The organism is Micromonospora sp. NPDC002717, assembly GCF_040295705.1.
Taxonomy (GTDB): Bacteria; Actinomycetota; Actinomycetes; order Mycobacteriales; family Micromonosporaceae; genus Micromonospora.
This window is the reverse complement of sequence record NZ_JBEOVW010000001.1, coordinates 817,016-841,977: the sequence shown is the minus strand read 5'-3', so window position 1 is coordinate 841,977 and position 24,962 is coordinate 817,016. Positions and strand designations below refer to the sequence as shown.

Annotated in this window: 23 protein-coding genes; 10 read left to right on the top strand and 13 right to left on the bottom strand. The window is 74.2% G+C overall.

Annotation, left to right across the window (positions count from 1 at the left end; genetic code table 11):
• The first annotated feature begins 181 nt into the window (after positions 1–181).
• Positions 182–2,419 carry a hypothetical protein gene (locus ABT006_RS04105; RefSeq protein WP_350702652.1) on the top strand — a complete coding sequence of 746 codons (2,238 nt, stop codon included), beginning with the start codon at positions 182–184 and terminating at the stop codon, positions 2,417–2,419.
• 357 nt (positions 2,420–2,776) lie between these two features.
• Positions 2,777–4,345 (top strand): ricin-type beta-trefoil lectin domain protein, encoded by a 1,569-nt coding sequence (locus tag ABT006_RS04100; RefSeq protein ID WP_350702650.1) that lies wholly within the window; start codon positions 2,777–2,779, stop codon positions 4,343–4,345.
• 73 nt (positions 4,346–4,418) lie between these two features.
• On the opposite strand, the gene ABT006_RS04095 is transcribed toward ABT006_RS04100, so the two are convergent.
• The 7 genes from ABT006_RS04095 to ABT006_RS04065 form a co-directional block, all read right to left on the bottom strand.
• Positions 4,419–5,012 carry a hypothetical protein gene (locus ABT006_RS04095; protein ID WP_350702649.1) on the bottom strand — a complete coding sequence of 198 codons (594 nt, stop codon included), beginning with the start codon at positions 5,010–5,012 and terminating at the stop codon, positions 4,419–4,421.
• A gap of 59 nt (positions 5,013–5,071) precedes the next feature.
• Positions 5,072–6,511 carry a sensor histidine kinase gene (locus tag ABT006_RS04090; RefSeq protein ID WP_350702647.1) on the bottom strand — a complete coding sequence of 480 codons (1,440 nt, stop codon included), beginning with the start codon at positions 6,509–6,511 and terminating at the stop codon, positions 5,072–5,074.
• On the bottom strand, positions 6,504–7,196 hold the full coding sequence (locus ABT006_RS04085) for a response regulator (protein ID WP_350702645.1): 693 nt from the start codon (positions 7,194–7,196) through the stop codon (positions 6,504–6,506). Before ABT006_RS04085 ends, ABT006_RS04090 begins: the two co-directional genes overlap by 8 nt.
• A 68-nt stretch (positions 7,197–7,264) precedes the next feature.
• Positions 7,265–7,777, bottom strand: coding sequence for a hypothetical protein (locus ABT006_RS04080; RefSeq protein ID WP_350702644.1), 513 nt, complete (start codon positions 7,775–7,777; stop codon positions 7,265–7,267).
• A gap of 129 nt (positions 7,778–7,906) precedes the next feature.
• Entirely contained in the window at positions 7,907–9,517 is a 1,611-nt protein-coding gene (locus ABT006_RS04075; RefSeq protein ID WP_350702642.1) for a glycoside hydrolase domain-containing protein, read from the bottom strand.
• A 20-nt stretch (positions 9,518–9,537) separates the two neighbouring features.
• Entirely contained in the window at positions 9,538–11,136 is a 1,599-nt protein-coding gene (locus ABT006_RS04070; RefSeq protein WP_350702640.1) for a glycoside hydrolase domain-containing protein, read from the bottom strand.
• A gap of 186 nt (positions 11,137–11,322) precedes the next feature.
• The gene (locus tag ABT006_RS04065; protein ID WP_350702638.1) at positions 11,323–12,324 is read right to left on the bottom strand and encodes a phosphotransferase; all 1,002 of its coding nucleotides are present in this window, start codon (positions 12,322–12,324) and stop codon (positions 11,323–11,325) included.
• Positions 12,325–12,468: 144 nt separating this feature from the next.
• Between ABT006_RS04065 and ABT006_RS04060 the strand changes: the two genes are divergently transcribed.
• Positions 12,469–13,122, top strand: coding sequence for a class I SAM-dependent methyltransferase (locus tag ABT006_RS04060; RefSeq protein ID WP_350702636.1), 654 nt, complete (start codon positions 12,469–12,471; stop codon positions 13,120–13,122).
• 27 nt (positions 13,123–13,149) lie between these two features.
• On the opposite strand, the gene ABT006_RS04055 is transcribed toward ABT006_RS04060, so the two are convergent.
• Positions 13,150–14,322, bottom strand: a complete 1,173-nt coding sequence (locus ABT006_RS04055; RefSeq protein WP_350702634.1) for a thiolase family protein — start codon at positions 14,320–14,322, stop codon at positions 13,150–13,152.
• An 89-nt stretch (positions 14,323–14,411) separates the two neighbouring features.
• Between ABT006_RS04055 and ABT006_RS04050 the strand changes: the two genes are divergently transcribed.
• Positions 14,412–14,843, top strand: coding sequence for a PH domain-containing protein (locus tag ABT006_RS04050; protein ID WP_350702632.1), 432 nt, complete (start codon positions 14,412–14,414; stop codon positions 14,841–14,843).
• 63 nt (positions 14,844–14,906) lie between these two features.
• On the opposite strand, the gene ABT006_RS04045 is transcribed toward ABT006_RS04050, so the two are convergent.
• Together ABT006_RS04045 and ABT006_RS04040 are read right to left on the bottom strand one after the other, a co-directional pair.
• Complete coding sequence (locus ABT006_RS04045) at positions 14,907–15,821, bottom strand: rhomboid family intramembrane serine protease (RefSeq protein ID WP_350702630.1); 915 nt, start codon at positions 15,819–15,821, stop codon at positions 14,907–14,909.
• A gap of 94 nt (positions 15,822–15,915) precedes the next feature.
• Entirely contained in the window at positions 15,916–16,446 is a 531-nt protein-coding gene (locus ABT006_RS04040; RefSeq protein ID WP_350682508.1) for a peptidylprolyl isomerase, read from the bottom strand.
• 84 nt (positions 16,447–16,530) lie between these two features.
• Here ABT006_RS04040 and ABT006_RS04035 point away from each other — a divergent pair, with 84 nt between their 5' ends.
• Positions 16,531–17,331 carry a hypothetical protein gene (locus ABT006_RS04035; protein WP_350702628.1) on the top strand — a complete coding sequence of 267 codons (801 nt, stop codon included), beginning with the start codon at positions 16,531–16,533 and terminating at the stop codon, positions 17,329–17,331.
• A 75-nt stretch (positions 17,332–17,406) separates the two neighbouring features.
• Here the strand turns inward: ABT006_RS04035 and corA are convergent, their stop codons facing one another.
• The 3 genes from corA to ABT006_RS04020 form a co-directional block, all read right to left on the bottom strand.
• Positions 17,407–18,555 (bottom strand): magnesium/cobalt transporter CorA, encoded by a 1,149-nt coding sequence (corA, locus tag ABT006_RS04030; RefSeq protein WP_350702737.1) that lies wholly within the window; start codon positions 18,553–18,555, stop codon positions 17,407–17,409.
• 353 nt (positions 18,556–18,908) lie between these two features.
• Complete coding sequence (locus ABT006_RS04025) at positions 18,909–20,003, bottom strand: aminotransferase-like domain-containing protein (protein WP_350702626.1); 1,095 nt, start codon at positions 20,001–20,003, stop codon at positions 18,909–18,911.
• A gap of 337 nt (positions 20,004–20,340) precedes the next feature.
• A complete protein-coding gene (locus ABT006_RS04020) occupies positions 20,341–20,733 on the bottom strand; it encodes a CBS domain-containing protein (protein ID WP_350702624.1) in 393 nt (130 codons plus the stop codon).
• 115 nt (positions 20,734–20,848) lie between these two features.
• On the opposite strand from ABT006_RS04020, the gene ABT006_RS04015 reads away from it, so the two are divergent.
• The 5 genes from ABT006_RS04015 to ABT006_RS03995 all read left to right on the top strand — a co-directional run bounded on the left by ABT006_RS04015 (position 20,849) and on the right by ABT006_RS03995 (position 24,628).
• Positions 20,849–21,298, top strand: a complete 450-nt coding sequence (locus tag ABT006_RS04015; RefSeq protein WP_350682518.1) for an NUDIX domain-containing protein — start codon at positions 20,849–20,851, stop codon at positions 21,296–21,298.
• Positions 21,295–22,065 (top strand): hypothetical protein, encoded by a 771-nt coding sequence (locus tag ABT006_RS04010; RefSeq protein ID WP_350702622.1) that lies wholly within the window; start codon positions 21,295–21,297, stop codon positions 22,063–22,065. Before ABT006_RS04015 ends, ABT006_RS04010 begins: the two co-directional genes overlap by 4 nt.
• A gap of 79 nt (positions 22,066–22,144) precedes the next feature.
• Positions 22,145–22,876: a phosphocholine cytidylyltransferase family protein gene (locus ABT006_RS04005; protein ID WP_350702735.1), complete on the top strand. Its 732-nt coding sequence runs from the start codon at positions 22,145–22,147 to the stop codon at positions 22,874–22,876.
• Entirely contained in the window at positions 22,864–23,931 is a 1,068-nt protein-coding gene (locus tag ABT006_RS04000; RefSeq protein ID WP_350702621.1) for an iron-containing alcohol dehydrogenase family protein, read from the top strand. The genes ABT006_RS04005 and ABT006_RS04000 overlap by 13 nt, the downstream gene beginning before the upstream one ends.
• A complete protein-coding gene (locus ABT006_RS03995; RefSeq protein WP_350702619.1) occupies positions 23,906–24,628 on the top strand; it encodes a CDP-alcohol phosphatidyltransferase family protein in 723 nt (240 codons plus the stop codon). Before ABT006_RS04000 ends, ABT006_RS03995 begins: the two co-directional genes overlap by 26 nt.
• Positions 24,629–24,962: the final 334 nt, after the last annotated feature.

Sequence of the window (24,962 nt, the reverse complement as noted above, 5' to 3'; positions counted from 1 at the left end):
AGAGCATCCGCGATGCGTTCTTCCTCGTTGTAGACCGGCATGAGGATCGAGAGCTTCACGGGAATCTCCACGGTGGCGACAATACGTCGGCCCTAGCCTAACCTGGCTGGTCAGCGAGACGGTGCCCAGCACCGTGGGCATCGACCGTGGCGGCCTCAGAAAGATGGTGTTTACTTCCGCCATGTCGGCAGCCGGCTACCCGCTCGCTTTGGCCCCCGTCGCCGCGATCGGACTGCTCACCGTCGCCCTCCGGCCGCTGGCCGCCGAGACCGTGGCGCCGCTGCGCCTCGCGCTGGTCCGGGCCGCCCTGGTCACGGGCGCGTTCGCGGTGCTCACGGTGGAGGTGCTCGGCGCGCTGGGGCTGCTCACCCTGCCGGCGTTCGCCGTCGCCTGGCTGCTCTTCCTCGCCGCCACGGGCGCGGCCGCCGGAGGGCGCCGCCGCCGGGACGCCGCGCGACGTGCGGCGGCCGTCGCGGCGCCACGCCGCGCCCTGGTCGGCGCGACCACCGGCCCCGCCACCGGCACCCCGGCCCCGCCGCCCGCACCGGATGCCGGCGCGCCGGGCGCCGCCGGAGCCCGGCGGTCCGGCCGGTGGACCGGTCTGGCCGAAGCCTGGCGTACGGCGGGGCGGGGCGAGCGGCTGCTCGCCGGCACGGTCGGCGGGCTGCTCCTGGTCGAGCTGCTGATCGCCCTGCTGGCCGAACCGAACAACTTCGACTCGCAGACCTACCACCTGCCGAAGGTGGAGCACTGGGTGGCCCAGGGCGACCTCGACTTCTGGCCCACCGCCATCCACCGGCAGGTGACCATCCCGCCCGGCGCCGAGTATCTGCTGCTGCACCTGCGCCTCTTCACCGGCGGCGACGCGCTGCACCACCTGGTGCAGTGGGCCGCCGGGGTCGGCGTCCTGCTGGCGGCGACCCGGATCACCGCCCAGCTCGGCGGCAGCCGCCGGGCCCAGTTGCTCACCGCGTTCGTCCTGGCCACCACGCCGATGGTGGCGCTCCAGGCGACCAGCACCCAGACCGACCTGGTCTGCGCCGCCTGGGTGGCCTGCGCGGCGACGCTCGCGCTGGACGGACTGCGCCGGCGCACCGGGGTCGGGACGATGCTCGGGCTGGGGGCGGCCACCGGGCTGACCGCGGTCACCAAGACCAACGGCCTGATGGCGCTCGGGCCGCTGCTGTTGCTCTGGGGGCTCGCCCAGCTCCGGCTCGCGCGGGGCGGCGCCGCGCGGGAGCGCGCCGGAGCGGTGCGCCACAGGGCCGGCGCGGTGAACGGCCCGGATGCCGGTCACGCCGGCGGGGCTGCCGCGCCCGGCCTCCGGCCGGGACGCCAGGTGGCCCGGACGGTGACCGGGTCCGTGCTGATCCTGTTGGTCGCGGCGGTCGTGGTCGGGCCGTTCCTCGCCCGGGTGACCGCCGAGTTCGGGCACCCGCTCGGCCCGCCCCGGCTGCGCGAGTCCGTCCCGATGGAGCGGCACGACCCGCCCTCGGTGCTCGTCAACGCGCTGCGGATCGCGCACACGGCGTTCGACACCCCGCTCGCGCCGCTGCGCCGGGCCGGTACCGAGGCGATCGTCGCCGGCGCCGACCTGATCGGGGTGGACCCCCAGGACCGGGCCACCACCTTCGGGCGGGAACGCTTCCCGGTGCCGTCCTGGTATCCGGACGAGGACCGGGTGGCCTTCCCCCTGGCCGGGGCGCTGGCGCTGATCGGGACGGGGTTCGCGCTGGCCAGGCCGGGCCGGGTCGGCCCGACGCAGGCGGGGCCGCTGCGCGCGTACGCGGTGGTCGTGGTGGTGGCCGTGCTGCTGCACACCGCCATGGTCAAGTGGCAGCCGTGGGGCAACCGCCTGCTGCTCTACGCGCTGACGCTGGCCGTACCGCTGGCGGGGCTCTGGCTCGACGCGCTGTTCCGCCGCCGGTCGGCCGCGCGGGACGGCGGCGCGGGCCGGCGGTCGGTGGCGACCGGGCTCGCGGTGACCGTGCTGGCCACCTGCGCGCTGGCCGGGGTGCTCGCGGTGTCGTACGGCTTCCCGCGCCGGCTGGTCGGCGCGGGCTCGGTCTTCACCACCTCAGAGTGGGAGACCAGGTTCCTGCGGCGTCCCCAGTGGGCGGAGGAGTTCCGCTGGGCGGCGGGCGCGGTACGCGCGACGGACGCCCGCCGGATCGGCCTGGTGCAGCAGAACGACAACTGGGAGTACCCCTGGTGGCTGCTGCTGCGTGACGCCGACGGCCGCCCGCCGGAGCTGGTGGCACTGCAGTCCGTGCTGCCCGGGCGCCCGCCGGCCGACCCGGCCTCGGTGGACGCGATCGTCTGCACCGGCAGCCGGCCGGCGTGCGCGGAGCTGGTGCCGGCGGGCTGGCGCGTCGAGTTCCGGGGCTACGTCGGCTACGCCCTGCCGCCCGGGCGCTGACCCGCCCGGCACCTCCGGTCCGCGCACCGGCAAGGCCGCCCGACGCCTCCGGCGGCGCATCGACAAGGCCGCCCGACGCCTCCGGTCCGCCCATCGCCGACGCCGCCCGGCGCCTCCGGCCGCGCATCGACAAGGCCGCCCGGCCACGCCGAGGAGCGCGGCCGGAGCGACGGCCGGAGGGCTCCTGACGTCGTCCGTCTCGCCCGGATCGTCCGGTTCTACGCTCCGCGCGCAACGATTCCGAGATGCATTCACATATCTCGAAGCCGGCGTTACCGTCTGGTAACTCGATCGACGTCCCGCGATCGAGCCGAAAGGAGTGCGTCGATGCATGGTTCCCCTGCCAGACGCGGACGCGTGACCCGACGACGGGTGCTCACCGTCGTCGCCGCCGCCGCGCTCGTCCTGCCGATGCTCGCCGGAACGGCCTCCCCCGCCACCGCGGCCGACCGTCCGGCCATCCAGCCACTCCCCGGCAACCTGGAGGCGATCCGCGCCGCCGAGGCCACCGCCCTCTACGGCGAGCCCGCCATCCGCCCCATCGAACAGCGCCGCACCGCGCTGATCACGATGGGCGACAGCGAGATCTCGGGCGAGGGGGTGGGCAACTACGTCCCCGGCACCCACGAGCCCGGCAACTGGTGCGACCGCTCGTACGACCAGGCGGTCTTCCGCACCGGCATCCCCGCCGACGAGAAATACAACATCGCCTGCTCCGGGGCGACCCCGTGGAACCTGATCCGGGGCGGGCCCACCCAGCACAACGAGCTGAACCAGGGCGACCACCTGGCGATCAAGGCGCGCAACACGCACATCAAGCTGATCTGGGTGGTGGTCGGTGCGAACGGCGACGGCACGATCCAGTTCGGCCCCGTCGCCACCGACTGCACCATCCGCCGGGTCTTCCTCCAGGGCCCGTGCTACCCCACCTACACCGACCAGTGGACGGTACGCACCGACGGCAGCCGACAGGCGGTCGAGGACGCGCTCACCGACATCCGGCAGACCATGACCGGCGCGGGCTACCTGCGGTCGGACTACGAGCTGGTGCTCATGTCGTACCCGAGCCCCGGCAGCCCGGACGTGGAGGACAACCCGAACTTCCCCGGCTGGTACGCCGGCGGCTGCCTGCTCTACCTGGCCGACGCCGCGTTCGCCCGGAACAAGGCGGTGCCCCTGTTCGAGTCGGCGCTGCGGGCGGCGGCGACCAACACCGGCACCCGCTACCTCGACGCGAGCCGGCTGTTCCACGGCCACGAGGTGTGCACCGACAACACCGCGGTCCGCGGCCTCCACATCGAGATCGGCGTGTGGGACGAGAACGCGGCGCGGCAGTCGTTCCACCCGAACCACCGGGGGCACGGCATGTTCGCCCAGTGCGTCACCCAGTTCTGGAACTCCGGGCAGCAGCGCGCCACCTGCGTCGACCCGGCCAGCACCGGCAACGGGGTGCTCTACCCGGGGCTGTTCGAGTTCAGGCAGCTGCGCAACGCCGCCACCGGCACCTGCGTGGACGGCAAGGGGTACGACTCGCGCAACGGCACGCCGCAGCAGTCGTACGGCTGCCACGGCGGGCGTAACCAGGGATTCTGGTACGACCCGGCCCGGCAGTCGCTGCACTCGGAGCTGTCCCACGACCGCTGCCTGGACGTCTCGGGCGGCACGCTGAGCGCCGGCACGGCGGTCAACATCTACGACTGCCACGGCGGCGCCAACCAGAAGTTCGTGCTGGCCGGCAACCAGATCAAGGCGGCCGGCAACACCAACCTCTGCCTGGCCTTCGACAACCCGTGGCTGGGCACCCCGCGGCTGCGGCTGGCCACCTGCGCCACCAGCACGCGCCAGCAGTGGTCGTTCGAGTCCCGCGCCTTCGCCAACCCGGTGGGCTACGGGCACGACGACTTCATCGGCTCCCGGGTGTACTGAGGTGGGGTGTGGCCCGCCGTGCCCGGCTCCGGGCGGTCAGGCTTGCTCCCTCCGCCGGGCACGGCGGCCACACCTACTTCTGCTTGACCGGCACGACGACCAGGCGGGCCACGCCGCCGTCGCCCTCCTTGGCGCCGGCCACGCCGACCGTCGTGCCCACCCCGATGTCGGTGGACGCGATCGCCGTACGACGCTCGACGACGCGCAACCCGTCGCCGAAGGTCCAGGTCATGGTGAAGCCGTCGGTGGACCTCACGGTCATCTTCCCGCCGTCGATCGCGGTCACCTCGCCCCGCTGCACAGCGACGGTCCTCGTGCCGCCGTCCTTCGTCCGCACCACGGCCTCGCCGTGCAGCGTGTTCTTCCGCAGCAGCACCCGGGCCTGCCGGCGCTTGCGCCACTCCTCCGCGCGCTCGCGCCGCGGCTTCTCCCCCGTCGCGGTGGGCGAGGCCGCCGGCGACGCGGGAGCGGCCACGGGGTCGACGTCCAGGTCGCCGGCGTCGAAGCCCATCGCGGCGAGCGCCTGGCCCTCCGCGCCGAGCGCCGCGACGACCTCGACGGCGGTCTCGCGGGCCGGTTGGCCCGCCACCTCGGCCGCACCGCAGCCGGTGAGCCCCAGCGCGACCGCCGCGAGCAGCGTGCCGGCGGCGATTCCCCAACGTGCCATGAGTCTCCCTCTCGTCCGTCCGTGGAGTCCCAGCCTCCCGCCGTCCGGCGAGCGGCGGGTCAGGCCGATGTTCGAGTTTGGTAAGGATCCGGGGGTAGCCGGACGGTGAACGCCGCCCCGCCCTCCGGCGCGTGCCCGGCCGTGATCTCCCCGCCGAGCCGGCGGACCAGGCCGGCGGCGAGCGCCAGCCCCAGCCCACTGCCGACCTTGCGCACCCCCCGGTAGCGCTGGTGCAGGGCGCCGCGCTCGAACGCCACCGCCAGGTCGTCGTCGGTGAAACCGGGTCCGCCGTCGCGGACCTCCACGACGCCGCCCGCCGCCGGGTCCGCGCCGGCCGCCCGGACCGCGAGCACGACCGGCGCCCCCGGCGGTACGACGCGCAGGGCGTTCTCCAGCAGCCCGTCCACCACCTGCCGGATCCGCCCCGGATCGGTGTACGCCGGCACCTGCTGCTCCGGGACCTCGGCACGGAACGTGACCCCCACCGCCGCGCACCGGTCGGCCCAGGTCCGGCCGGCGTCGGCGGCCAGCCGGGCCAGGTCCACCGGCACCGGTTCGAGCGGGAAGTCGGCGGCCTCCAGCCGGGCCAGCGCCAACAGGTCGCTGACCAGTCGGTCCAGGTGCTCCGCCTCGGCGAGCACGGTACGGCCGGTGCCCGCCGCGTCCGCCGCCCCGATCACCCCGTCCGCCAGCGCCTCGGCGTAGCCCCGGATCGCGGTCAGCGGGGTGCGCAACTCGTGCGAGACGGAGAGCAGGAACTCCCGCTGCCGGCCCTCGCTGGTGGCCAGCGCGGCGGCCAGCCCGTTCAGCGCGTACGCCAGGTCGGCCACCTCGTCGGGCGGCTCCACCGGCACGCGTACCGTCCGGTCCCCGGCGCGCAGCCGGGCGGCGGCGTCGGCGGCGCGCCGGATCGGCCGGGCCAGCCGGCGGGCCAGCAGCAGCCCGGCGACCACGCCGGCGGCCAGCCCGGCCAGCAGCGGCAGCCAGAGGCTGGGCAGCACCTGCCGCCACGGGGCGGTGGCCCGGGAGCGGGTCAGCACCACCCCGTTGCCACCCGGCAGGGCGCGGCCCTCGATCAGGGTGCGCCGCCCGTCGAGGGGCCGGCGGGTCGACACGTTCCGGCCCTCGGCGACGCGCTGCACCACCCGGGGCGGCAGGCCGGGCCGGTCCGCGACGCCCCGCCGGACCAGGTACGCGTCGACGCCCTGGGCACGAAGCTGGCGGACGAGCCGCTCCTCGTCGGCGGTCCGCCCGGTCTCCAGCCGGGGCCGCAACACCTCGGCGGCGAGCCGGGCCTGGGCGGCCAGCGCCTCCTGGTCGCGCCGCTCCACGCCGCGCACCGCCACGGGCACCGCCACGATCGCGGTGACCAGCACCGAGACCAGGGCGACGGCGCAGGTGACCAGCACCGCGCGGGAGGTGAGCGTACGGGCGGGGCGGGGGCGGGACGGCCGCGCCGGCGGGCCGACCACCGGCAGCGCGACGGTGGGCTCAGCCATCTGCGGCGTACCCGACGCCCCGGTGGGTGCGGATCACGCTGGCCGCGCCGAGCTTCGCGCGGACCTGCGCGACGTGCACGTCGACGGTGCGGGTGCCGGCGTGGGCCGCGTACCCCCACACCCCCGCGAGCAGTTCCTCCCGCGTGAAGACCCGGCCCGGCCGGGCCATCAGGTGCGCGAGCAGGTCGAACTCGGTCGACGTGAGCTGCACCGGGGCCCCCGCGACGGTCACCGTGCGCCGGGCCGGGTCGAGCGTCACCGCGCCGACGACCCGCGGCCGGCCCGTTCCCCCGGGCGCTCCGGCCGTGCGCCGCAGCACCGCCCGCACCCGGGCGACCAGCTCGCGCGGACTGAACGGCTTGGTGACGTAGTCGTCGGCGCCCAACTCCAGCCCGACGACGCGGTCCACCTCGTCGTCCCGGGCGGTGAGGAAGATAACCGGCGTCCAGTCGCCGGCCTCGCGCAGCCGCCGGCAGACCTCGGTGCCGGCCAGGCCGGGCAGCGCGATGTCGAGGACGCAGGCCACCGGCCGCAGCCGGCGGGCGGCGGCCAGGCCGGCGGCGCCGTCCCGTTCCAGGTGTACGCCGAACCCGTCGCGAACCAGATAGAGCCGGACCAGGTCGGCGATGGCCGGCTCGTCCTCCACCACGAGGACGAGCCCGCGGGTCGGGGCGTTGACGGTCACCGGCCCATGATTCCCGACGCGGCGGCGCCGGGCGGGTCAGCGGATGTTCGGATTCGGTAAGAAGACGGTCAGCGCACCACGGCCGGCCGGAACGCGGCGGGTCGCGCGACCGCCGGCGCCTCGCCGATGGTGGCGACGAGCCGCTCCCGGGGCGTCCGCAGCCGGGTCCGGAAGGCGTGGTTGAGCAGCGCGTCGAGCTGCCACACCTGCTTCGGGTGCCGGGTGTGGATGAGGAACCGCTCGCGGACCCCGTCGATCGCGGTGGCCGCCAGCTCGACCGAGTGCAGGCGCGGGTCCGGGCTCCAGGTGACGTTGCTGAGTTCCCGCAGCTCGGTGTTGAGGTGCAGGCGCAGCCGGTGCAGGACCCGGGTCTGCTGGGTGACCACCAGCCGCCGGTGGGTCAGCAGGAAAAGGTACTCGCCGGCCATCGGGCGGTCGGGCCGGCTGCACCGGGTGACCAGGATGGTGGCGTCGCCGGAGCCGACGCAGCGGCGGAAGACCGGCATGTGCCGGCTGACGGTCTGCATCGCCAGTCCGGCCTCGGAGGCGGCCGGGAGGAACGTTCGGGAGAAGACGTCCATGCCCTGCCCAACGACGGGCGCCGGAGGGTGACGTGGGTCACGCGCAAATTGCAGAACTTCCACACCCGCGCGTCGCACCGCCTGTCCGACTTCCGGGCCCGTCGCGCTGGACGGGCCCGGAAGTACGCGTCAGAGCAACGGCTGCATCGCGCCGAAACCGCTGCCCAGCCGGGTCGGGGCGAGCCATCCGCCACCGCTCCAGCGGTACCGCAGCACGTTGCCGGTCGACTTCTGGACCGCGACCAGGTCGGGCCGGCCGTCCCGGTCGAAGTCGCCGAGCTGGGCGAGGTCGCGCATGCCGCCCCAGCCGGCGCCCGCGTCGAGCCGGGCGCCGAGGAGCCCGTCCGGGCCGCCCGGGTGGACGTGCAGGCGGCCCGTGGCCGTGTCCCGGGCGAGCACGTCGAGGCGCCCGTCACCGGTGAAGTCGGCGCCGCCGGTCAGCTCGTCGAGCCCGTTCCAGCCCGCGCCGCCGAGGGCGACCCGGCTGCCGAAGCCGGTGCCCGTGCCCGGATAGAGCCAGAGCACGCCGGTGGAGGTCTGCACTGCCGCGATGTCCTGGAAGCCGTCGCCGTTCCAGTCGCCGACGGGGGTGATCTCGCGCATGCCGTTCCAGCCGCTGCCGACCCTGACCCGGGTGGTCACGCCGGCGCCGTTGCCCGGGTAGAACCACAGGTAGCCGGTCGACTTCTCGCGGGCCAGCAGGTCCTCGCCGCCGGCCCGGTCGAAGTTGCCCGCCCGGACGATCGCGTCCATCCCGTTCCAGCCCGCGCCGAGCGAGACCCGCCCGCTCAGCGTGACGCCGTTGCCGCCGTAGACGTACAGCCGGCCGGTGGCCGGCTCGCGGTAGCCGAGGTCGGCCCAGCCGTTGCCGGTGAAGTCGCCGAACCGGGTGGCGGGCAGCGGGGCGACGTCGAGGTGGTTGCTGTCGATGTTGATGGTCACCCCGCCCCACGTCTCGTGGTGGTCGCCCCGGTACTGCTTCATCCGCTGCTTCGGCATCCAGTACGACTCGGGCAGCGCCTCGTCCGCCACCGTCTGCACGCCGTCCCACCGGGCGAAGTCCAGGTAGTCCGGCCGGCCGTGGCCGGCCCGCTCGTAGGCGGAGACCTGGTCGGCGAGGCCGCCGGAGGCCACGTCGGTGTAGAAGCCGGAGAAGTAGCCGTGGTCGTGCAGCCGGATGGTCCAGGCGTGGGTGAAGCTCTGCACCGCCGCCGTGCAGGCCGCGTCGCCCGCCGGGTACTTCTCCATGTTGTAGAAGACGGTGCTCTCCCGGGCGAGCCCCAGGTCGCGGGCGCGCGCCGCGGCGTCGTCGGCGGCGGCCCGCCCCTGCGCGGCGGCCTGCGCCGGGTCGATCCGCGGCTTGCTGGTGCTGCGGCAGGGCGCCTGCGGCCCGACGTAGAGCGGGAAGAAGCGCCAGCCCGCCGCCGCCTGCGTGGTCACCCACTCCCGGGTCAGGTTCGGCTGGGCGCAGGCCCGGCCGTTCCCCCCGATGTAGATGCCCACCGCCCGGTACGGCGAGGCGAGCCACGCCTTCATGGCCGCGTTCGACGGCGCGGTGCAGGTGTCGAAGCCCAGGCCGGTGAACGCGCCCGGGTGCGGCCCGGTGTAGCCGGCGGCCCGCACGGGCCCGGCGGTGCCGGTCAGGGCGGCGCCGGCGGCGAGCACGGTGGCCGCCGTCGCGGCGAGGGCCCGCCGGGCGGTACGCCGCAGCCCGGCGGGCAGAGCGGAACGAAGCGTCACGGGTCCCCGATCCTGGTCGCTCAGAGCAGCGGGGTCATGGAGCCGAACCCGGTGCCGAGCCGGATGGGCGCCGCCCAGGCGGTGCCGAGCCAGCGGTACCGGTAGACGTAGCCGGTCGACTTCTGCACGGCCACCATGTCCGGCCGGCCGTCCCGGTCGAAGTCGCCGAGCTGGACGAGGTCACGCATGGTGTTCCAGCCGGCACCGACCTTGGTGCGGGTGTTGGGCGCGCCGGCACGACCCGGGTACAGGTAGAGGTCGCCGGTGCTCTTCTCCCGCGCGACCACGTCGGGGTAGCCGTCGTTGTTGAAATCGCCGCCGCCGTTCAGCTCGTCCACCGTGTTCCAGCCGGAGCCGAGCAGGACCCGGGTCGGGAAAGCGCTGCCCCCCGTGCCCGGATACAGGTAGAGCGCGCCGGTGGAGCTCTGCACCGCCAGCAGGTCCTGGAAGCCGTCGCGGTCGTAGTCGCCGATCGGCGTGATCTCCCGGACGCTGTTCCAGCCGGCGCCGAGGTTGATCCGGCCGCTGATCCCCGACCCGGTGCCCGGGTACAGCCACAGGTAGCCGGTGGCCGGCTCGCGGGCGATCACGTCCTCGCCGCCGGCCCGGTCGAAGTCGCCGGCCCGGATGATCGTGTCCATGCCGTTCCAGCCGGCGCCCAGCGTGATCCGGCCGCTCAGCGTGGTGCCGTTGCCGCCGTAGACGTACACCCGGCCGGTGGCCGGCTCCCGGTAGCCGAGGTCCGCCCAGCCGTTGCCGGTGAAGTCACCGAACCGGGTCGCCGGCAGCGGGGCGACGTCGAGGTAGTCGCCGTCGATGTTGATGGTCACCCCGCCCCACGTCTCGTCGTGCGGGCCCACGTGCTGCTTCATCCGCCGCTTCGGCATCCAGTAGCTGGCCGGGATGGTCGGGTCCTCGACCGTGGCCTCGTTGTCCCAGCGCGCGAAGTCGAGGTAGTCCGGGCGTACGTAGCCGGGCGTGTCGTAGGCGGCGACCTGGTCGGCGACGCCCCGGGCCACGCTGCTGTAGAAGCCGGAGAGGTAGCCCTGGTCGTGCAGCCGGGCGGTCCACGCGCTCATGAAGGTGAGGACCGCGGTGGTGCAGGCGGCGTCGCCGCCGTCGTAGTCCTCCATGTCGTAGAAGAGGACGCTCTCCCGGGGCAGGCCGAGTTCCACCGCCCGCGCCACGGCGTCGTCGGCCTCGGCCTGACCCTGCGCCGCCGCATGGGCCGGGTCGATGCGCGGCCGGCTGGTCGGCAGGCACGGGGCCTGGAGCCCGACGTACATCGGGACGAGGTGCCAGCCCTCCGCCGTCTGCTCCGCGACCCACTCCGGGGTCAGCGCGGGCTGTGCGCAGCCCCGGCTGCTGCCGCCGAAGTAGATGACGACCGCCCGGTACGGCGAGTGGTCGCGCCACGCCTGCATCTGCGCGCTGGTCGGCGCGGTGCAGGCGTCGAAGCCGAGGCCGGTGTAGGTGCCGGGCTGCGGCGGGACGGCGGCGTGGGCCGGGCCGGTGACGACTGTCAGCGCGAGGCCGGTGCCGACGACGGTGGTGGCGGCGAGGGCCACGGTCCGGCGGGCGGCACGGCGCAGCCCGGCCGGCGAGAGTGTGGATTTCACGTTTCCCCGATCTGTCCCCGTGAGTCCGACGGCCGGCGGGCGGACGCGTCACTCGCGCCGCCGGCCCGCTGATTCTGACCACAGTCGACGGCTGCTGTCGAGGTCGTGGCCGGAACCGGGCGGACCGGAGGTGTCGCGGGCGGGCCCTGCGCGCCTGCTGAACGGCCGCGCGCCGCCCGTCCGGGTTCAGACCGGGTCGGGCTCGAACAGCTCCGTCAGCCAGCCGGGCACCGCGGACGCGTACTGCGCCCGCGCCGGGTCCCGCGTCATGAGGGCCCGGCGCCAGGAGAGCGACCGGCTCACCCGGGTGACGCGGACGGCCAGCCGGGCCACCTCGCGCAGCGTCGCCCGGTCGTGCCGGTCCGACCACGGCTCCAGGTACGCGTCCCGCAGCCGCGCCAGCGTCGGGTCGCCGACGGGCAGCTCGAAGGCGTCCGCGACCGAGTTCAGCGTGACCAGCAGGGTGCCGAACGGGTGGGCGACCGAGGCGTCCCCCCAGTCGAAGAACCGGTGCCCGTCGGCGGCGACGAAGACGTTGCCGTCGTGCAGGTCGTCGTGCTGGATGCTGGGCGCGACGCCCGAGTCGGCCAGCCGGCGGCAGTGCTCGGCGAAGGTGTCCCGATGGGCGCGCAGCCGCCCGTACGCCTCGACGTCGAGCCCGTCCTCCGCCCCCAGCAGCAGCGACTCCCCGTCGTCCAGCAGCGCCTCGAACAGCTCCGGCAGCACCTCCGGCCGGTGGTCGGGAACCCCGAGCGCGAGCAGCTCGCCGGCCCGGGGCGCGACCGTGCGCTGGAGGTCGGCGTACTCCGGCAGGACCTGCTCCCAGCGGGCCAGCAGGTCACGGTCGCCGCCCAGCGCGTCGCGCAGCGAGCGGCCCCCGTCGGGCAGCAGCGACCAGCCGCGGTCGGCGTCGACCGCGATCGGGTCGAGCACCCGTCCCGGGGCGAGCCGGGCCAACGCGCCCAGCAGCGCCGCCTCGTGCCGGGTGCCCGGGTTGTTCGCCTTGAACCAGGCGTCCCCGGCGTCGGTGGGCACCCGCCAGACGAGGGACCACGGCCGGACCCGGGGCTCGACCGGCCCGACGACCCGCCGGCCGTGCCGGCCGAGCTGGTCACCGACCCAGCCGAGCGCGGTGTCCCGCCAGTGCGGGTCGGCCCAGTCGGCGTACGGCGTGGAGGCAGTGGTCACGTCGCGGAATCTAGCCCCGTCCCCGCCGCCAGTGCGACACCTTTATCCCCGGCGCACCCCGTGGCCGGCGACGCTCGACGCGTCCCCGCCGGTCCCGGCGATGGTCGTCACGACCGTCGGCGGGGACGGCTACCCTTCACCGCCATGCCGGACGCCTCGTTCCTCGCCGCCACCCGCGACTCCTACGACACCATGGCCGTCGACTACACCGAGTGGCTTCGTACGGACATGGACGGCAGGCCCCTCGACCGGGCGCTGCTGGCCGCCTTCGCCGAGGCGGTGAAGGCCAACGGCGACGGTCCCGTCGCCGACGTCGGCTGCGGACCCGGCCGCGTCACGATTCTGCTGCACCGACTGGGCCTGGACGCGTTCGGCATCGACCTGTCGCCCGGAATGGTCACGCTGGCCCGGGAGACGTACCCGCGGCTGCGGTTCGAGGTGGGCTCGATGCTCGCGCTGGACCTGCCGGACGCCTCCCTCGGCGGGCTGCTCGCCTACTACTCGGTCATCCACGTCCCGTGGGACCGGCGGCCCGAGGTCTTCGCCGAGTTCCACCGGGTGCTCGCGCCGGGCGGGCAGCTCATGCTCGCCTTCCAGGTCGGCGACGACCGCCTGCACCTCGACGAGGCCTTCGGCAAACCGATCTGCGCCGACTGGTACCGACAGCGACCGGAGGAGGTGGCCGCGCTGCTGCGCGAGGCCGGTTTCGACCTGTGGGCCACGGTCGTGAAGGAGCGCGAGGGCACGGAGACGACCCCGCAGGGCTTCATGCTGGCGCGCAAGCCTGCCGGGGCGTAGCCCCGCCCCCGGTCGGCGGGGGCGCCGTCAGAGCAGCTCGACGATGGTGGCGTTGGCCATGCCGCCGCCCTCGCACATCGTCTGGAGGCCGTAGCGGATGTTGTTGTCCCGCATGTGGGCGAGCATGGTGGTCATGATCCGGGCGCCGGAGGCGCCGAGCGGGTGGCCGAGGGCGATCGCGCCGCCACGCGGGTTGAGCCGCTCCGCGTCCGCCTCGGTCTCCGCCAGCCAGGCCAGCGGCACCGGGGCGAACGCCTCGTTCACCTCGTACACCCCGATCTCCTCGATGCCCAGCCCCGCGCGGCGCAGCGCCTTGGCGGTGGCCGGGATGGGCGCGGTGAGCATGGTGACCGGGTCGTCGGCGGCGACCACGGCGGTGTGGATCCGGGCCAGCGGGCGCAGGCCGTGCCGGCTGGCCCATTCGCTGGTGGTGACGGCGAGCGCCGCCGCGCCGTCGGAGATCTGCGACGCGGAACCGGCGGTGACGACGCCGTCGGGGCGGAACGGGGTGGCCAGCTCGCCGAGCTTCTCCAGCGAGGTGTCCCGCCGGATGCCCTCGTCGGCGGCGAACTTGCCGCCGTCGGCCAGGGCGACCGGGGCGATCTCGGCGTCGAAGGCGCCGGCGTCCTGCGCGGCGGCCGCCTTCTCGTGGCTGGCGAGGGCGAACTCGTCGAGCTGGGCGCGGGAGAAGCGCCAGCGCTCGGCGATCAGCTCGGCCCCGACGCCCTGGTTGAACGGCAGCGGCGCGTCCTCGGCGAAGCCCTCGACGCCCCGGTAGCGGTCGCGCAACTGGTCGCTGAAGGGCGATCCACCGGCCACGCTGGAGCCCATCGCCACCCGGGTCATCGACTCGACGCCGCCGGCGACGACCAGGTCGGCCTGGCCGGAGAGCACGGTGGCGGCGGCGAAGTGCAGGGCCTGTTGGCTGGAGCCGCACTGGCGGTCGAGCGTGGTGCCGGGGACGGACTCGGGCCAGCCGGCGGCCAGCACGCCGTTGCGGGCGACGTTCCACGACTGGTCGCCGACCTGGGAGACGCAGCCCCAGACCACGTCGTCGACCTGGGCCGGGTCGATCCCGGTGCGCTCGGCGAGGGCGCGCAGCACGTGCGCCGAGAGATCGACCGGATGCACGGCGGCCAGGCTGCCCTTGCGCCGCCCCACCGGGGTGCGTACCGCGCCGACGATGACTGCGTCACTCATGACTACTCCCCGGTAACTTCGGCTGCCACCGATACTACGTCCTGGGCGGGCCGCCGTCCTCCCCCGGGGTGCGCTGGCATCCTGGACGGATGCGCCCAGACCCGTCCCCGACCGTCCACCAGTGGCGGGTGCCGGCCACCCTGCCGGCACTCAAGCTGGCCGGCGCGGTCGCGCTGCTCGCGCTCGCGCTGCTCCTCGACGAGGGCGACCCGGTCCAGTTGGGGCTGGCCGTGGTCGCGGCCGCCGCGCTGGCCGGTTGGGCGGCACGCGACCTGGTGGCGCCGGTCCGGCTGGCGGTCGACCCGGAGGGGGTCACCGTCGTCCAGGGCTTCGCGGGTCGCCGCCGGTTGCCCTGGTCGGCCGTCGAGCGGGTCACCGTGGACCGCCGCGCCCGGCTGGGCCTGACCAGCGAGGTGCTGGAGATCGACGCCGGGGAGTCGCTGCACCTCTTCGGCCGCCTCGACCTCGGCGCCGAGCCCGCCGACGTGGCCGAGGCCCTGCACGAGGCCCGCCCGCGCTGAGCGGCGGTCAGCCGCCGGCCGCCGCACGGCCCGGTCGGTCCCGCGGCACGACCGGCCGGACGGTCAGCCGCCGAGGATGACGGCGGTGCGGATCAGCGCCAGGCCGAGCAGCGCCGCCACGACCACCGCGCCGCCGGCGAACTGCACCAACGTCCGCCGGGACCGTGGGGCGTACGCGAACACGAGCGCCACCAGCCCGCCGACCACCAGCCCGCCCAGGTGCCCGGGGATCGAGATGCCGGGCACGGTGAACGTGAAGACCAGGTTGATCACCAGGATGGGGAGCACCTGGGAGATGTCCCGCCCCATCCTGCGTTCGATGACCACCAGCGCGGCGAAGAGGCCGAAGATCGACGTGGACGCGCCGGCGGTGAGCTGGTTCTGCTCGCTGAACAGGTAGGCGGCGACGTTCCCGCCCAGCCCGGAGACGAGGTAGAGCACGCCGAACCGCAGCGGCCCGAGACTGGCCTCCAGCGACCGGCCCAGCACCCACAGCGCCCACATGTTCAGCAGCAGGTGGACCACGCCGTAGTGCAGGAACATGGCGGTGACCAGGCGGTACCACTCGCCCTCGGCGATGCCGCCGACCGTGCCGTCGGGGAAGATCGCGCCGCCGAGCACCGAGCCCCAGTCGGTCAGCGGGGTGCTGCCGCCCATCAGGCCGCCGAAGCCGGAGCCGCCGACCGCCGCGTCCCCGCCCCGGTCCGAGGCGATGGAGAGCAGCATCATCAGCACGTTCAGCGCGATCAGCGCCTTGGTGACGTAGCCGTGCCGGCCGGCGGCACCGCCACCGAAGACGGTGCGCGCCGGCCGCACGCTACGACGTCCCTCCGCCACGCACTCCGGGCACTGGAACCCGACCGACGCCTCCCGCATGCAGTCCGGGCAGATCGGCCGGTCGCAGCGGGTGCACCGGACGTACGTCTCCCGGCCGGGGTGCCGGTAGCAGACCGGGGTGACCGGCGGCGACTCGCTCACCGCGCCCGCCCGCCGACGCGGGCCGCGCGGCCCGCCAACCGGTCCCGACCTTCGGAGCGCTCAGTCATGTGGGCAAAGGTACCTCGCGGACGACTCAGGCAGCGGAGCGCTCGATCTCGACCCGCTCGATGACGACGTCCTGCAGCGGCCGGTCGTTCGGGCCGGTCGGGGTGTTGGCGATCGAGTCGACGACCTTCGCGGACTGCTCGTCGGCCACCTGGCCGAAGATGGTGTGCCGGTTGTTCAGGTGCGGCGTCGGCGAGACGGTGATGAAGAACTGCGAGCCGTTCGTGCCCGGCCCGGCGTTCGCCATGGCCAGCAGGTACGGCCGGTCGAAGCGCAGCTCCGGGTGGAACTCGTCGGCGAACTTGTACCCCGGGCCACCGCGGCCGGTGCCCGTCGGGTCGCCCATCTGGATCATGAAGCCGCTGATCACCCGGTGCGAGATGGTGCCGTCGTAGTACGGCCCACTGCCCGGCTGGCCCGTGCGCGGGTCGGTGTATTCGCGGTTGCCCTCGGCCAGGTCGACGAAGTTCTTGACGGTCTTCGGCGCGTGGTTGGGGAAGAGCTCCAGCCGGATCGGGCCAGCGTTGGTGTGCAAGGTGGCGTAGACAGCCTCGGCCACGGGTACTCCTCACTCGTTGGTCAGTTCCATGCGGATCCTCCCATGTGCCCGATCTGGCAGTGCGGAGGCATCCGAAGGTGGAGGATGACGAAGGAACAACTCCCAGGAGGTGGGACCGTGTTTGGAATCGGGCGGCGTAAGACTCAGGGGCAGCTGGCCAAGGCGGAGCTGAACCAGGGCCTCGGTCACCTGAGGCAGGCCGCGACGTACGCCGCGAAGGGCACCGGCGCCACCGTCGGCCCGCGGGTCCAGGCGGCCCGGAGCGCCGTCGCGCCGACCGCCGTCATCGTGCGCGACCGCGCGTCCAGCGGTCTCGCGTCCACGGTCGCCGCGCTCGCGCCGCTGGCCCTGGCCGTCCGCAAGGCCCAGGCCGAGGCGGCGGGCAAGGCGGTCACCGGCAGGAAGGCCGCCGCAGCCAAGCAGGCCGCGGTCACCAGGAAGGTCAAGGCGAAGAACATGAAGGCTTCCCGGAAGAAGAACACGCGGCGCGGCGGGTCCATGTTGACCGGTCTCCTCGCGGCCGGCGCGGTGGCCGGCGTCGCCGCGATGGCGATGCGTCGCCGCCGCGAGCAGCGGGAGTGGGCCGAGTACGACCCGACCCGCACGCTGGAACCGATGCGCGACGAGGTGGAGACGATGGAGGTCCGGACCCCGGTGACCGGTGCCTCGACGATGTCGGGATCGAGCGTGGCCGGCGGCCCGACCGGCGCCGGAGGCTCGGCGGTGGCCGGCGGCGACAGCGCCTCCACCGCCAAGCAGCCGACGATCCACGCGACGGACAAGGTCCCGTCGGTGGCCGAGGGCGCCAAGGACGTGTCGGGCCGCCCGGCGGACGACCTGACCGAGGCGCTTGGCAAGGGCGCCAAGACCAACGGGCGCCGCTGACGCCCCGAAGTTCCCGGAAAGCGCCGGCAGAGCGGGTCACCCCGCGCCGCCGGCGCTTCCGCGTCCCGCCCCCGGTCAGAGCCAGCCGTTGCGGCGGAACCAGCGGTAGAGGGCCAGCGAGATCGCGAGCATGAGGGCCAGCACGACCGGATAGCCGTACGTCATCCGCAGTTCCGGCATGACGTCGAAGTTCATGCCGTAGATGCCGGCGATGGCGGTCCAGACGGCGGCGATGGCCGCCCACGCGGCGATCTTGCGCATGTCGTTGTTCTGGTCGACCGTGACCTGGGCCAGCCGGGCCTGGAGTATGGAGTTGAGCAGGTCGTCGTAGGAGTTGACCTGCTCGACGGTGCGGCTGAGGTGGTCCTGCACGTCGCGGAAGTAGCGGCGGATCTCGTCGGGCACGTCCCGGTTCAGCTGCGCGGTGAGCGTCATCAGCGGGCGTTGCAGCGGCGCCACCGCCCGCTTGAACTCCACCAGTTCCCGCTTCATCTGGTAGATCCGCTGGATCCGGCCGCTCGACTGGCGGTCGAACACCTCGGCCTCCAGCGTGTCGAGGTCGTCCTCCAGCCGGTCGGCGACCTCCAGGTAGATGTCCACCACCCGGTCGGTCACCGCGTACGCCACCGACCAGGGCCCGTGGAGCAGCAGGTCCTGCTTCGTCTCCAGGTCGGCCCGGACGGGGGCCAGCCGGCAGGCGTCCCCGTGCCGGACGCTGATCAGGAAGTTCGGCCCGATGAAGAGCATCACCTGGCCGGTCTCGACGACCTCGGAGTTCTCGGTCAGCTCGGCGTGCTCGCAGTAGCGCGCGGTCCGCAGCACCAGGAAGCTGACCTCGCCGAACTGCTCCAGCTTGGGGCGCTGCTGCGCCTTGACCGCGTCCTCGACAGCCAGCTCGTGCAGGCCGTAGGTGGCGGCGATGGCGGTCATCTCGGCCAGCTCCGGTTCGTGCAGGCCGAGCCAGACGAAGCCGTTCTCCTCGCGGCGGGCCGCGGCGAGCGCGTCGGCGTACCGCCAGTCGCCGGGCTGCCGCCGGCCGTCGACGTAGAGGGCGCAGTCGACCACCGCGCTGCGCTGCGGGCCGGCCGGCGTCGAGGGAGCCTGGAGGCCGTCGGGGTTGAGTCGGCGGGTCATCGCCCGCACGGGCGCCGCCCAGTCCCGGGGCCTGAGCACCCGCCCGCCGTTCGGCGAGGCCGTCCGCCCCCGCTGCCCCCGGTCCGTCATCACGCCCCCTCCCCACGCGCTGCCGCGGCTAGCAGGGTACGCCGCCGTCGACGGTCACGGGCGGTGACGATCGACCGTGGTGGCGCCGGGCGGGCCGGGCCGCATCAGGGGGGTGAGGGGACGACACGGCCCACCCGGCACCCTTGGGGGCGGGGGTTGTGCTGCTCGCGTCGCTCCGCGTGCCGCCCGGCGGGGGCCGGGTCGGGCTCGTCGTCGGGCGCGGCGTGGGCCGGCGCCGGACGGTGAGTGCGCTACGTGGTGAGTGACGCTCGCAGCATTGTGGGCCACCGGCCGCCCCGGCGGGAGTCCCGGGACGGCCGGTATCGCTGCACTGTCAGAAATCCGACAGAAAATCAGCCCCGTACGGCCGCCATGGCCTCCGCCAGCCGCCGGACGCCCTCGTCGATCCGGTCGGCGGTCACCGCCGAGTACGCCAGCCGCAGGGCGTGCCGCCCGCCGTCGACCACGAAGTCGCTGCCCTTGACCACGGCGACGCCGCGCTCGGCGGCGGCCGGGGCGAGCCTGTCGACCTCGACGTCCTCGGGCAGCTCGACCCAGAGGAAGTAGCCGCCGTCCGGCTCCACGAACCGGGCCTCGGGGATGTGCCGGCGCAGCGACTCGGCCAGCACCCGGGCCCGCTCGCCGAGTGCGGCGCACACCGTCTCGATCGAGCGCTCGATGTCGCCGGAGACGCAGAACTGGTGCACGATCGCCTCGGAGACCATGCCGGGCGAGATGTAGAGGCTCGTCGCCTTCTTCGCGATGTCGGCGATCAGGTCCGCCGGGCCGACCAGGTAGCCGACCCGTACCCCCGGGCAGACCGTCTTGGTGAAGCTGGAGGCGTGCACCACGACGTTGCGGGTGTCGAGCGAGAGCATCGACGGCAGCGCCTCGCCCCGGAACCGGATGTCGGCGTACGGGTCGTCCTCGAAGATCGTGAACTCGTACTCGGCGGCGAGGTCGAGCAGCTCACGGCGCTTCTCCAGGCTCAGCGTCACGCCGGCCGGGTTCTGGTAGTTCGGGATGACGTGCGCGAGCCGGGGGCGCACCCCGGACTCCAGCAGCTTGCGCAGCTCGGCGGTGTCGAGGCCGTCCGGCTGGACGGAGATGCCGTGCAGGTCGCCGCCCATCCGCTGGAGGTTGAGCAGGGTCCGGTCGTACGTCGGGCGCTCCACCACCACCGCGTCGCCGGGGCGGACCAGGTGGTCGAAGAGGAACGCGTCGGCCTGCAACGACCCGTTGGTGATGAGCACCTGGTCGGCCGAGACCCCGTGCTTCTCGGCGATCCACTTCCGTAGCGGGAGGTAGCCGACGGAGGTGCCGTACGCCGTCACCCCGGCGGGGTCGGCGTCGAACGCGCGGACGGCGGCGGCCTTGAGCCCCTCGACATCGACGATGTCCAGCGAGGGAGCGCCACGGGCGAAGGAGATCAGCTGCTCGGCGGTCATGGCTGTTCAGCGTACGGAAGGCGGTGGGGTGCGCGCCGACGGCACGGCGATGTCCGCATCCTGAGCCACCGGGACGGGTGACCCGCGTCAACCGGTCGGTGGCAGATCAGACCGGAAGGCCGAGCGGGTCGTGCTGCGCCTCGCGGGAAAGCCCGTCCACGTGCAGCCCGAGCGCCGCGATGAGCTGGCCCAGTCGAAGTAGGACCGCCAGGCCGAGACCCTCCCGCGCCGCACGCGCCGCGCATGAGGACCTCCCCGCGGGGTCGCGGCCCGCCCGCGCCCGCAGGGAATCCCTACCCGTCGATCGGCCGGGCCACACCCGCGCCGGCCCGGCCGCTCAGCTCGCGTCGACCATCCGGCTGGCCGCCCAGACCCGCATGATGTCGCGTACGGAGATCACGCCGGCCACCTCGCGCCCGTCGAGCACCACCAGGTGCCGGAAGCCGCCCCGGGCCATCGCGGCGGCGGCCTCCTCCACCGTCCACTCCGGCCCGGCGTAGACCACGTCCCAGGTGAGGTGGGCGCCTGTCCGCTCGACGTCGCAGTCCAGGCCGGCGCCGATGGCCTTGAGCACGTCGCGTTCGGTCATGATGCCGACCCCCTCGGAGTCGGGATCGATCACGACCGCCGACCCGACGCCGCGGGCCGACATCATCCGGGCCGCCTGACGGAGCGTGTGCTCCGGGCCGACCACGAGGACCTCGCTGGACATCGCTTCCCGTACCTGCATCACGCATCACCCCTGTGGGACGGTGGCATCCGGTAGGGGACATGGTCCGCTCCGGATGTTTCCGGGACAAGACCGGGCATCGCCGCGACGCCCGACCGCTCGCTACTGTCGTGGCGTGTCCACCGAGCCTCTGCGCTGCGCCGGCGCGCTGATCGTCGACGACGAGGGCCGCCTCTTCGTCCAGCGACGGTCTCCCGACCGTCGCATCTTTCCCAACTGCTGGGACATCGTCGGCGGCCACCTGGAACCGGGCGAGGACGTGGACGACGCGCTGCGCCGGGAGGTGACCGAGGAGACCGGCTGGACGGTGTCGCACGTGCTCGGCCACGTCGGGGAGTACCGCTACGTCGCCGACGACGGCCTGGAGCGGATCGAGAGCGACTGGCTGGTCCGGGTCGACGGCGACCTCGCCCGGCCGACGCTGGAGGCGGGCAAGCACACCGAGTTCCGGTGGCTCGCCGCCGACGAGGTCGACCTGCTCGACGAGCACCGCGACGTCAACGACGGCCTGATCCGGCGGATCGCGGAGGAAGCCTTCGCCGCCCTGCGTTCGATCGGTCTGTGAACGACACCGTCGAGCTGGCGCCGCACCGGTTCGCCGGCCTGGTCGCCCCGGCGGTGGACCGGGCCTTCGTCGCCGGCATGCTGGCCGGCCGCGGCGGTGGCGGCGCGGAGCTGAGCCAGCGGTACGGCGGGCCGGCGGCCACCGGCTTCCTGCTGGAGTTCCGCACCCGCCTCGCGGCGCCCGGCGGGACGGTCGACGAGGCCGGGTTCGCGGCGGTCACCCGCTACCGGGACCCGGCCGACTGCCGGCGGGCCCTGGACAAGCAGGTGGCGTACGGGATGATCCACCGCAGCCCCGACGGCGGGCTCTCCGCCACCGAACGCGGGCTGGCCTTCCTCGCCGAGATCTGGCAGGTGCACGCCGAGGTGACCGAGGAACTCTGGGCCGGGCACGACGACCGTGTGCTCCGGCTGGTGGAGGCGCTCGGCCGGGTGCTCGCGTACGCGCTGGTGCTCGCCGAGGAGGAGGACGCCGACGACGGGGCCGCGTTCGCCGCGATGGCGCCGCCGTACGAGCCGGACGGCACCCCGCCCGGCGTGCTGCTGCTCAACCGGCTGGGCACGCTGCGTTACCACCGGGCCGACGCGCACGCCGCCGCCTGGACCGCCGCCGGGCACACCGCGGCGAGCGTCGCCGCCCTGCCGCCCGGGCCGGAGCAGCTCGCCATCGAGCTGGAGACCGACCGGCGGGCCGCTGGCCCGTACGCCGTGCTGACCGCCGAGGAGCGGCTGGCGATGCTGGCGGACCTGGCGGCGCTGCCCGGCTGACCCGGTTGGCCACAGCGGCGCAGTCACGCGGCGCTATCCTCCAGCGGTGACCGGGAGTCGTACGAGGGAGGACGCCTCAATGATCGGGATGGTGCTCGCGGCCGGGGCGGGGCGCCGGCTGCGCCCGTACACCGACACCCTGCCGAAGGCGCTGGTGCCGGTGGACGGTGACACCACCATCCTGGACATCGCGCTGCGGAACCTGGCCGAGGTGGGGCTCACCGAGATCGTGATCGTGGTCGGCTACGCGGCCGACGCGGTGCGCGAGCGGCAGGCCGACCTGGAGAAGCGGTACGGCGTCACACTGACCCTGGTGCACAACGACAAGGCCGAGGAGTGGAACAACGCGTACTCGCTCTGGCTGGCCCGGGAGCACTTCGCCCGGGGCGTGCTGCTGGTCAACGGCGACACCGTGCACCCGGTGAGCGTGGAGAAGACCCTGCTGGCCGAGCGCGGCCCGGGCATCCTGCTCGCCGTCGACACGATCAAGGCGCTGGCCGAGGAGGAGATGAAGACCACCTTCGACGCGGCCGGCCAGCTCACCCGGATCACCAAGATCATGGACCCGGGCGAGGCGTACGGGGAGTACATCGGCGCGACGCTGATCGAGCCGCAGGTGGCCGACGCCCTCGCCGACGCGTTGGAGACGACCTGGCGGCGCGACCCGAACCTCTACTACGAGGACGGCTACCAGGAGTTCGCCGACCGGGGCGGTGAGGTGCGGGCGGCGCCGATCGGGGACGTCTCCTGGGTCGAGGTCGACAACCACGCCGACCTGGCCCGCGCGCGGGAGATCGCGTGCCGCTACTAGCCCGTACCGTCAACACCCCGCTCGCGATCGAGGTGCGGCGGGGGGCGGTGGCCGACCTGGGGCCGCTCCTGGCCGACCGGCGGATCTCCGCCGGCGGGGACGTGGCGGTGGTGGTCGGGCCGGGGCAGGGCGAGCGGATCGTCGAGCTGTGCCGGCCCACCCTGGGCTCGGCCGACGTGTTCACGGTGGCCGGGGGCAGCCTCGACTCCGCCAACGAGCTGGGCGACCAGCTCCGCCGCCGCAACTACGACGCGGTGGTCGGCATCGGCGGCGGCAAGACGATCGACACCGCCAAGTACGCCGCCAGCCGGTACGGCATCCCGATGGTGACCGTGGCGACCAGCCTGGCCAACGACGGGATCGCCTCGCCGGTGGCCTCCCTGACCCACGAGGGCGGCAAGGGCTCCTACGGCGTGCACATCCCGATCGCGGTCATGGTCGACCTGGACTTCGTGGAGCACGGGCCGGACCGGCAGACCCAGGCGGGCATCGGCGACGCGGTGAGCAACCTCAGCGCCTGCGCCGACTGGGAACTCGCCCACCAGGTGCGCGGCGAGCCGATCGACGGCCTGGCGGTGACCCTGGCCCGGACGGGCGCCGAGGCGCTGATCAACCACCCCGGGAAGATCACCGACGACGGCTTCCTCACCACGCTGGCCGAGGCGCTGATCCTGGGCGGCATCTCGATGTCGATCTGCGGTTCCAGCCGGCCCGCGAGCGGCGGCGACCACGAGATCTCGCACGCGATCGACCGGCTCTTCCCCGGCACCGGCTCGCACGGCGAGCAGGCCGGGGTCGGCGCGCTGTTCTGCACGTTCCTCAGGGGCGACCTGGAGCGGTTCGGGCAGTTGGCCCGCTGCCTGCACCGGCACGGGCTGCCGACGGGCCCGGCGGGCCTCGGGCTCACCGACGAGCAGTTCGTCGAGGCGGTCGACTTCGCGCCGCGTACCCGGCCGGACCGCTACACCATCCTCGAACACCTGGCGATGTCGCCTACCGAGATCCGGGAGCGGCTGGCAGACTACGCCGGTGCAATCCGCGACCACCTTGGCTGAGCCCCGCCCCACCGTCGCCGACTTCCACCGGGTGAACCGGGGCGGCGGCCTGTTCAGCGAATCGGTCAGCCAGTGGCTGGGCGCGGTCTTCGCGCTCGTCGCCCAACGCCTCGGGCTGCGCCCGACCGCGCTGACCATCACCAACCTGGTGCTCGGCCTGGCCACCTCGGTCACCGTGGTCGCGCTCGCCGGCCGGGTCGCCGCGGACGACGTGCCGGCCTGGGCGGTCGGGCTGCTCGCCCTGGTCGGCTGGCAGGTCGCGTACGCCCTGGACTGTGCCGACGGTCAGCTCGCCCGGGTGACCGGGCAGGGCAGCGCGGCCGGCGCCCGGGTCGACGTGCTCTGCGACGTGGCGGCCCAGATCGCCCTGGTCGCCGCGCTGGCGGCGACGGCGGTGGCGCAGGAGCCGTCGACGCCGAGCTGGCTCGTCGCGATCTTCGCCGGCACCTGGATGGTCAACCTGGTCACCTCGGTGATGCAGGCCGGCCCGAACGCGGCCAGCATGGTCACCTCGACCTCGCTGCCCGTACGCCTGGTGAAGCTGGTCCGCGACTACGGCGCGGTGATCTTCGCCGCCGCCCTGGTGCTGATGTTCGCCCCCGCCCTCGCCCTCTGGGTGATGGTCGCCTTCACGATCGTCAACGGCGGCTTCCTGCTCGCCAGCATCGCCTTCTCCGCCCGCGCCTCGCTGCGCTGAGGGGAACATCAACCACTCCCCGGTCCGCCCGGCTGCCACCACCACCCGGCCTGGCACCCGGCACCGGGCGTCCGACACCGGACACCGGCGGGGCAGTTACCCTCCGTGATCGTGGCGCCTAAGGCGAGATTTTGTACATCGCGCGAGAGCGAATGCAATCACGCTCAGTGAAGCAAGCCGCTCCCTGACGGACAGTCACGCGGAGCGACGGTCGAATGGCTCGTCGGCACGGTCCGCGTCCCACCGGAGCGACGGCGGTTCTGCGGCCGATTGAGGGCCGGCAGCCTCGGAAGCCGACCGAGGGCCGGCCGGCTCAGCGGTCGACCGGCACGCC

Bases quoted from the DNA above. Each gene is read 5' to 3' on its own strand.
- ABT006_RS04105 (WP_350702652.1), top strand. From the start codon at position 182: ATGTCGGCAGCCGGCTACCCGCTCGCTTTGGCCCCCGTCGCCGCGATC.
- ABT006_RS04095 (WP_350702649.1), bottom strand. From the start codon at position 5,012: ATGGCACGTTGGGGAATCGCCGCCGGCACGCTGCTCGCGGCGGTCGCG.
- ABT006_RS04090 (WP_350702647.1), bottom strand. From the start codon at position 6,511: ATGGCTGAGCCCACCGTCGCGCTGCCGGTGGTCGGCCCGCCGGCGCGG.
- ABT006_RS04080 (WP_350702644.1), bottom strand. From the start codon at position 7,777: ATGGACGTCTTCTCCCGAACGTTCCTCCCGGCCGCCTCCGAGGCCGGA.
- ABT006_RS04060 (WP_350702636.1), top strand. From the start codon at position 12,469: ATGCCGGACGCCTCGTTCCTCGCCGCCACCCGCGACTCCTACGACACC.
- ABT006_RS04055 (WP_350702634.1), bottom strand. From the start codon at position 14,322: ATGAGTGACGCAGTCATCGTCGGCGCGGTACGCACCCCGGTGGGGCGG.
- ABT006_RS04050 (WP_350702632.1), top strand. From the start codon at position 14,412: ATGCGCCCAGACCCGTCCCCGACCGTCCACCAGTGGCGGGTGCCGGCC.
- ABT006_RS04035 (WP_350702628.1), top strand. From the start codon at position 16,531: ATGACGAAGGAACAACTCCCAGGAGGTGGGACCGTGTTTGGAATCGGG.
- corA (WP_350702737.1), bottom strand. From the start codon at position 18,555: ATGACGGACCGGGGGCAGCGGGGGCGGACGGCCTCGCCGAACGGCGGG.
- ABT006_RS04025 (WP_350702626.1), bottom strand. From the start codon at position 20,003: ATGACCGCCGAGCAGCTGATCTCCTTCGCCCGTGGCGCTCCCTCGCTG.
- ABT006_RS04020 (WP_350702624.1), bottom strand. From the start codon at position 20,733: ATGCAGGTACGGGAAGCGATGTCCAGCGAGGTCCTCGTGGTCGGCCCG.
- ABT006_RS04005 (WP_350702735.1), top strand. From the start codon at position 22,145: ATGATCGGGATGGTGCTCGCGGCCGGGGCGGGGCGCCGGCTGCGCCCG.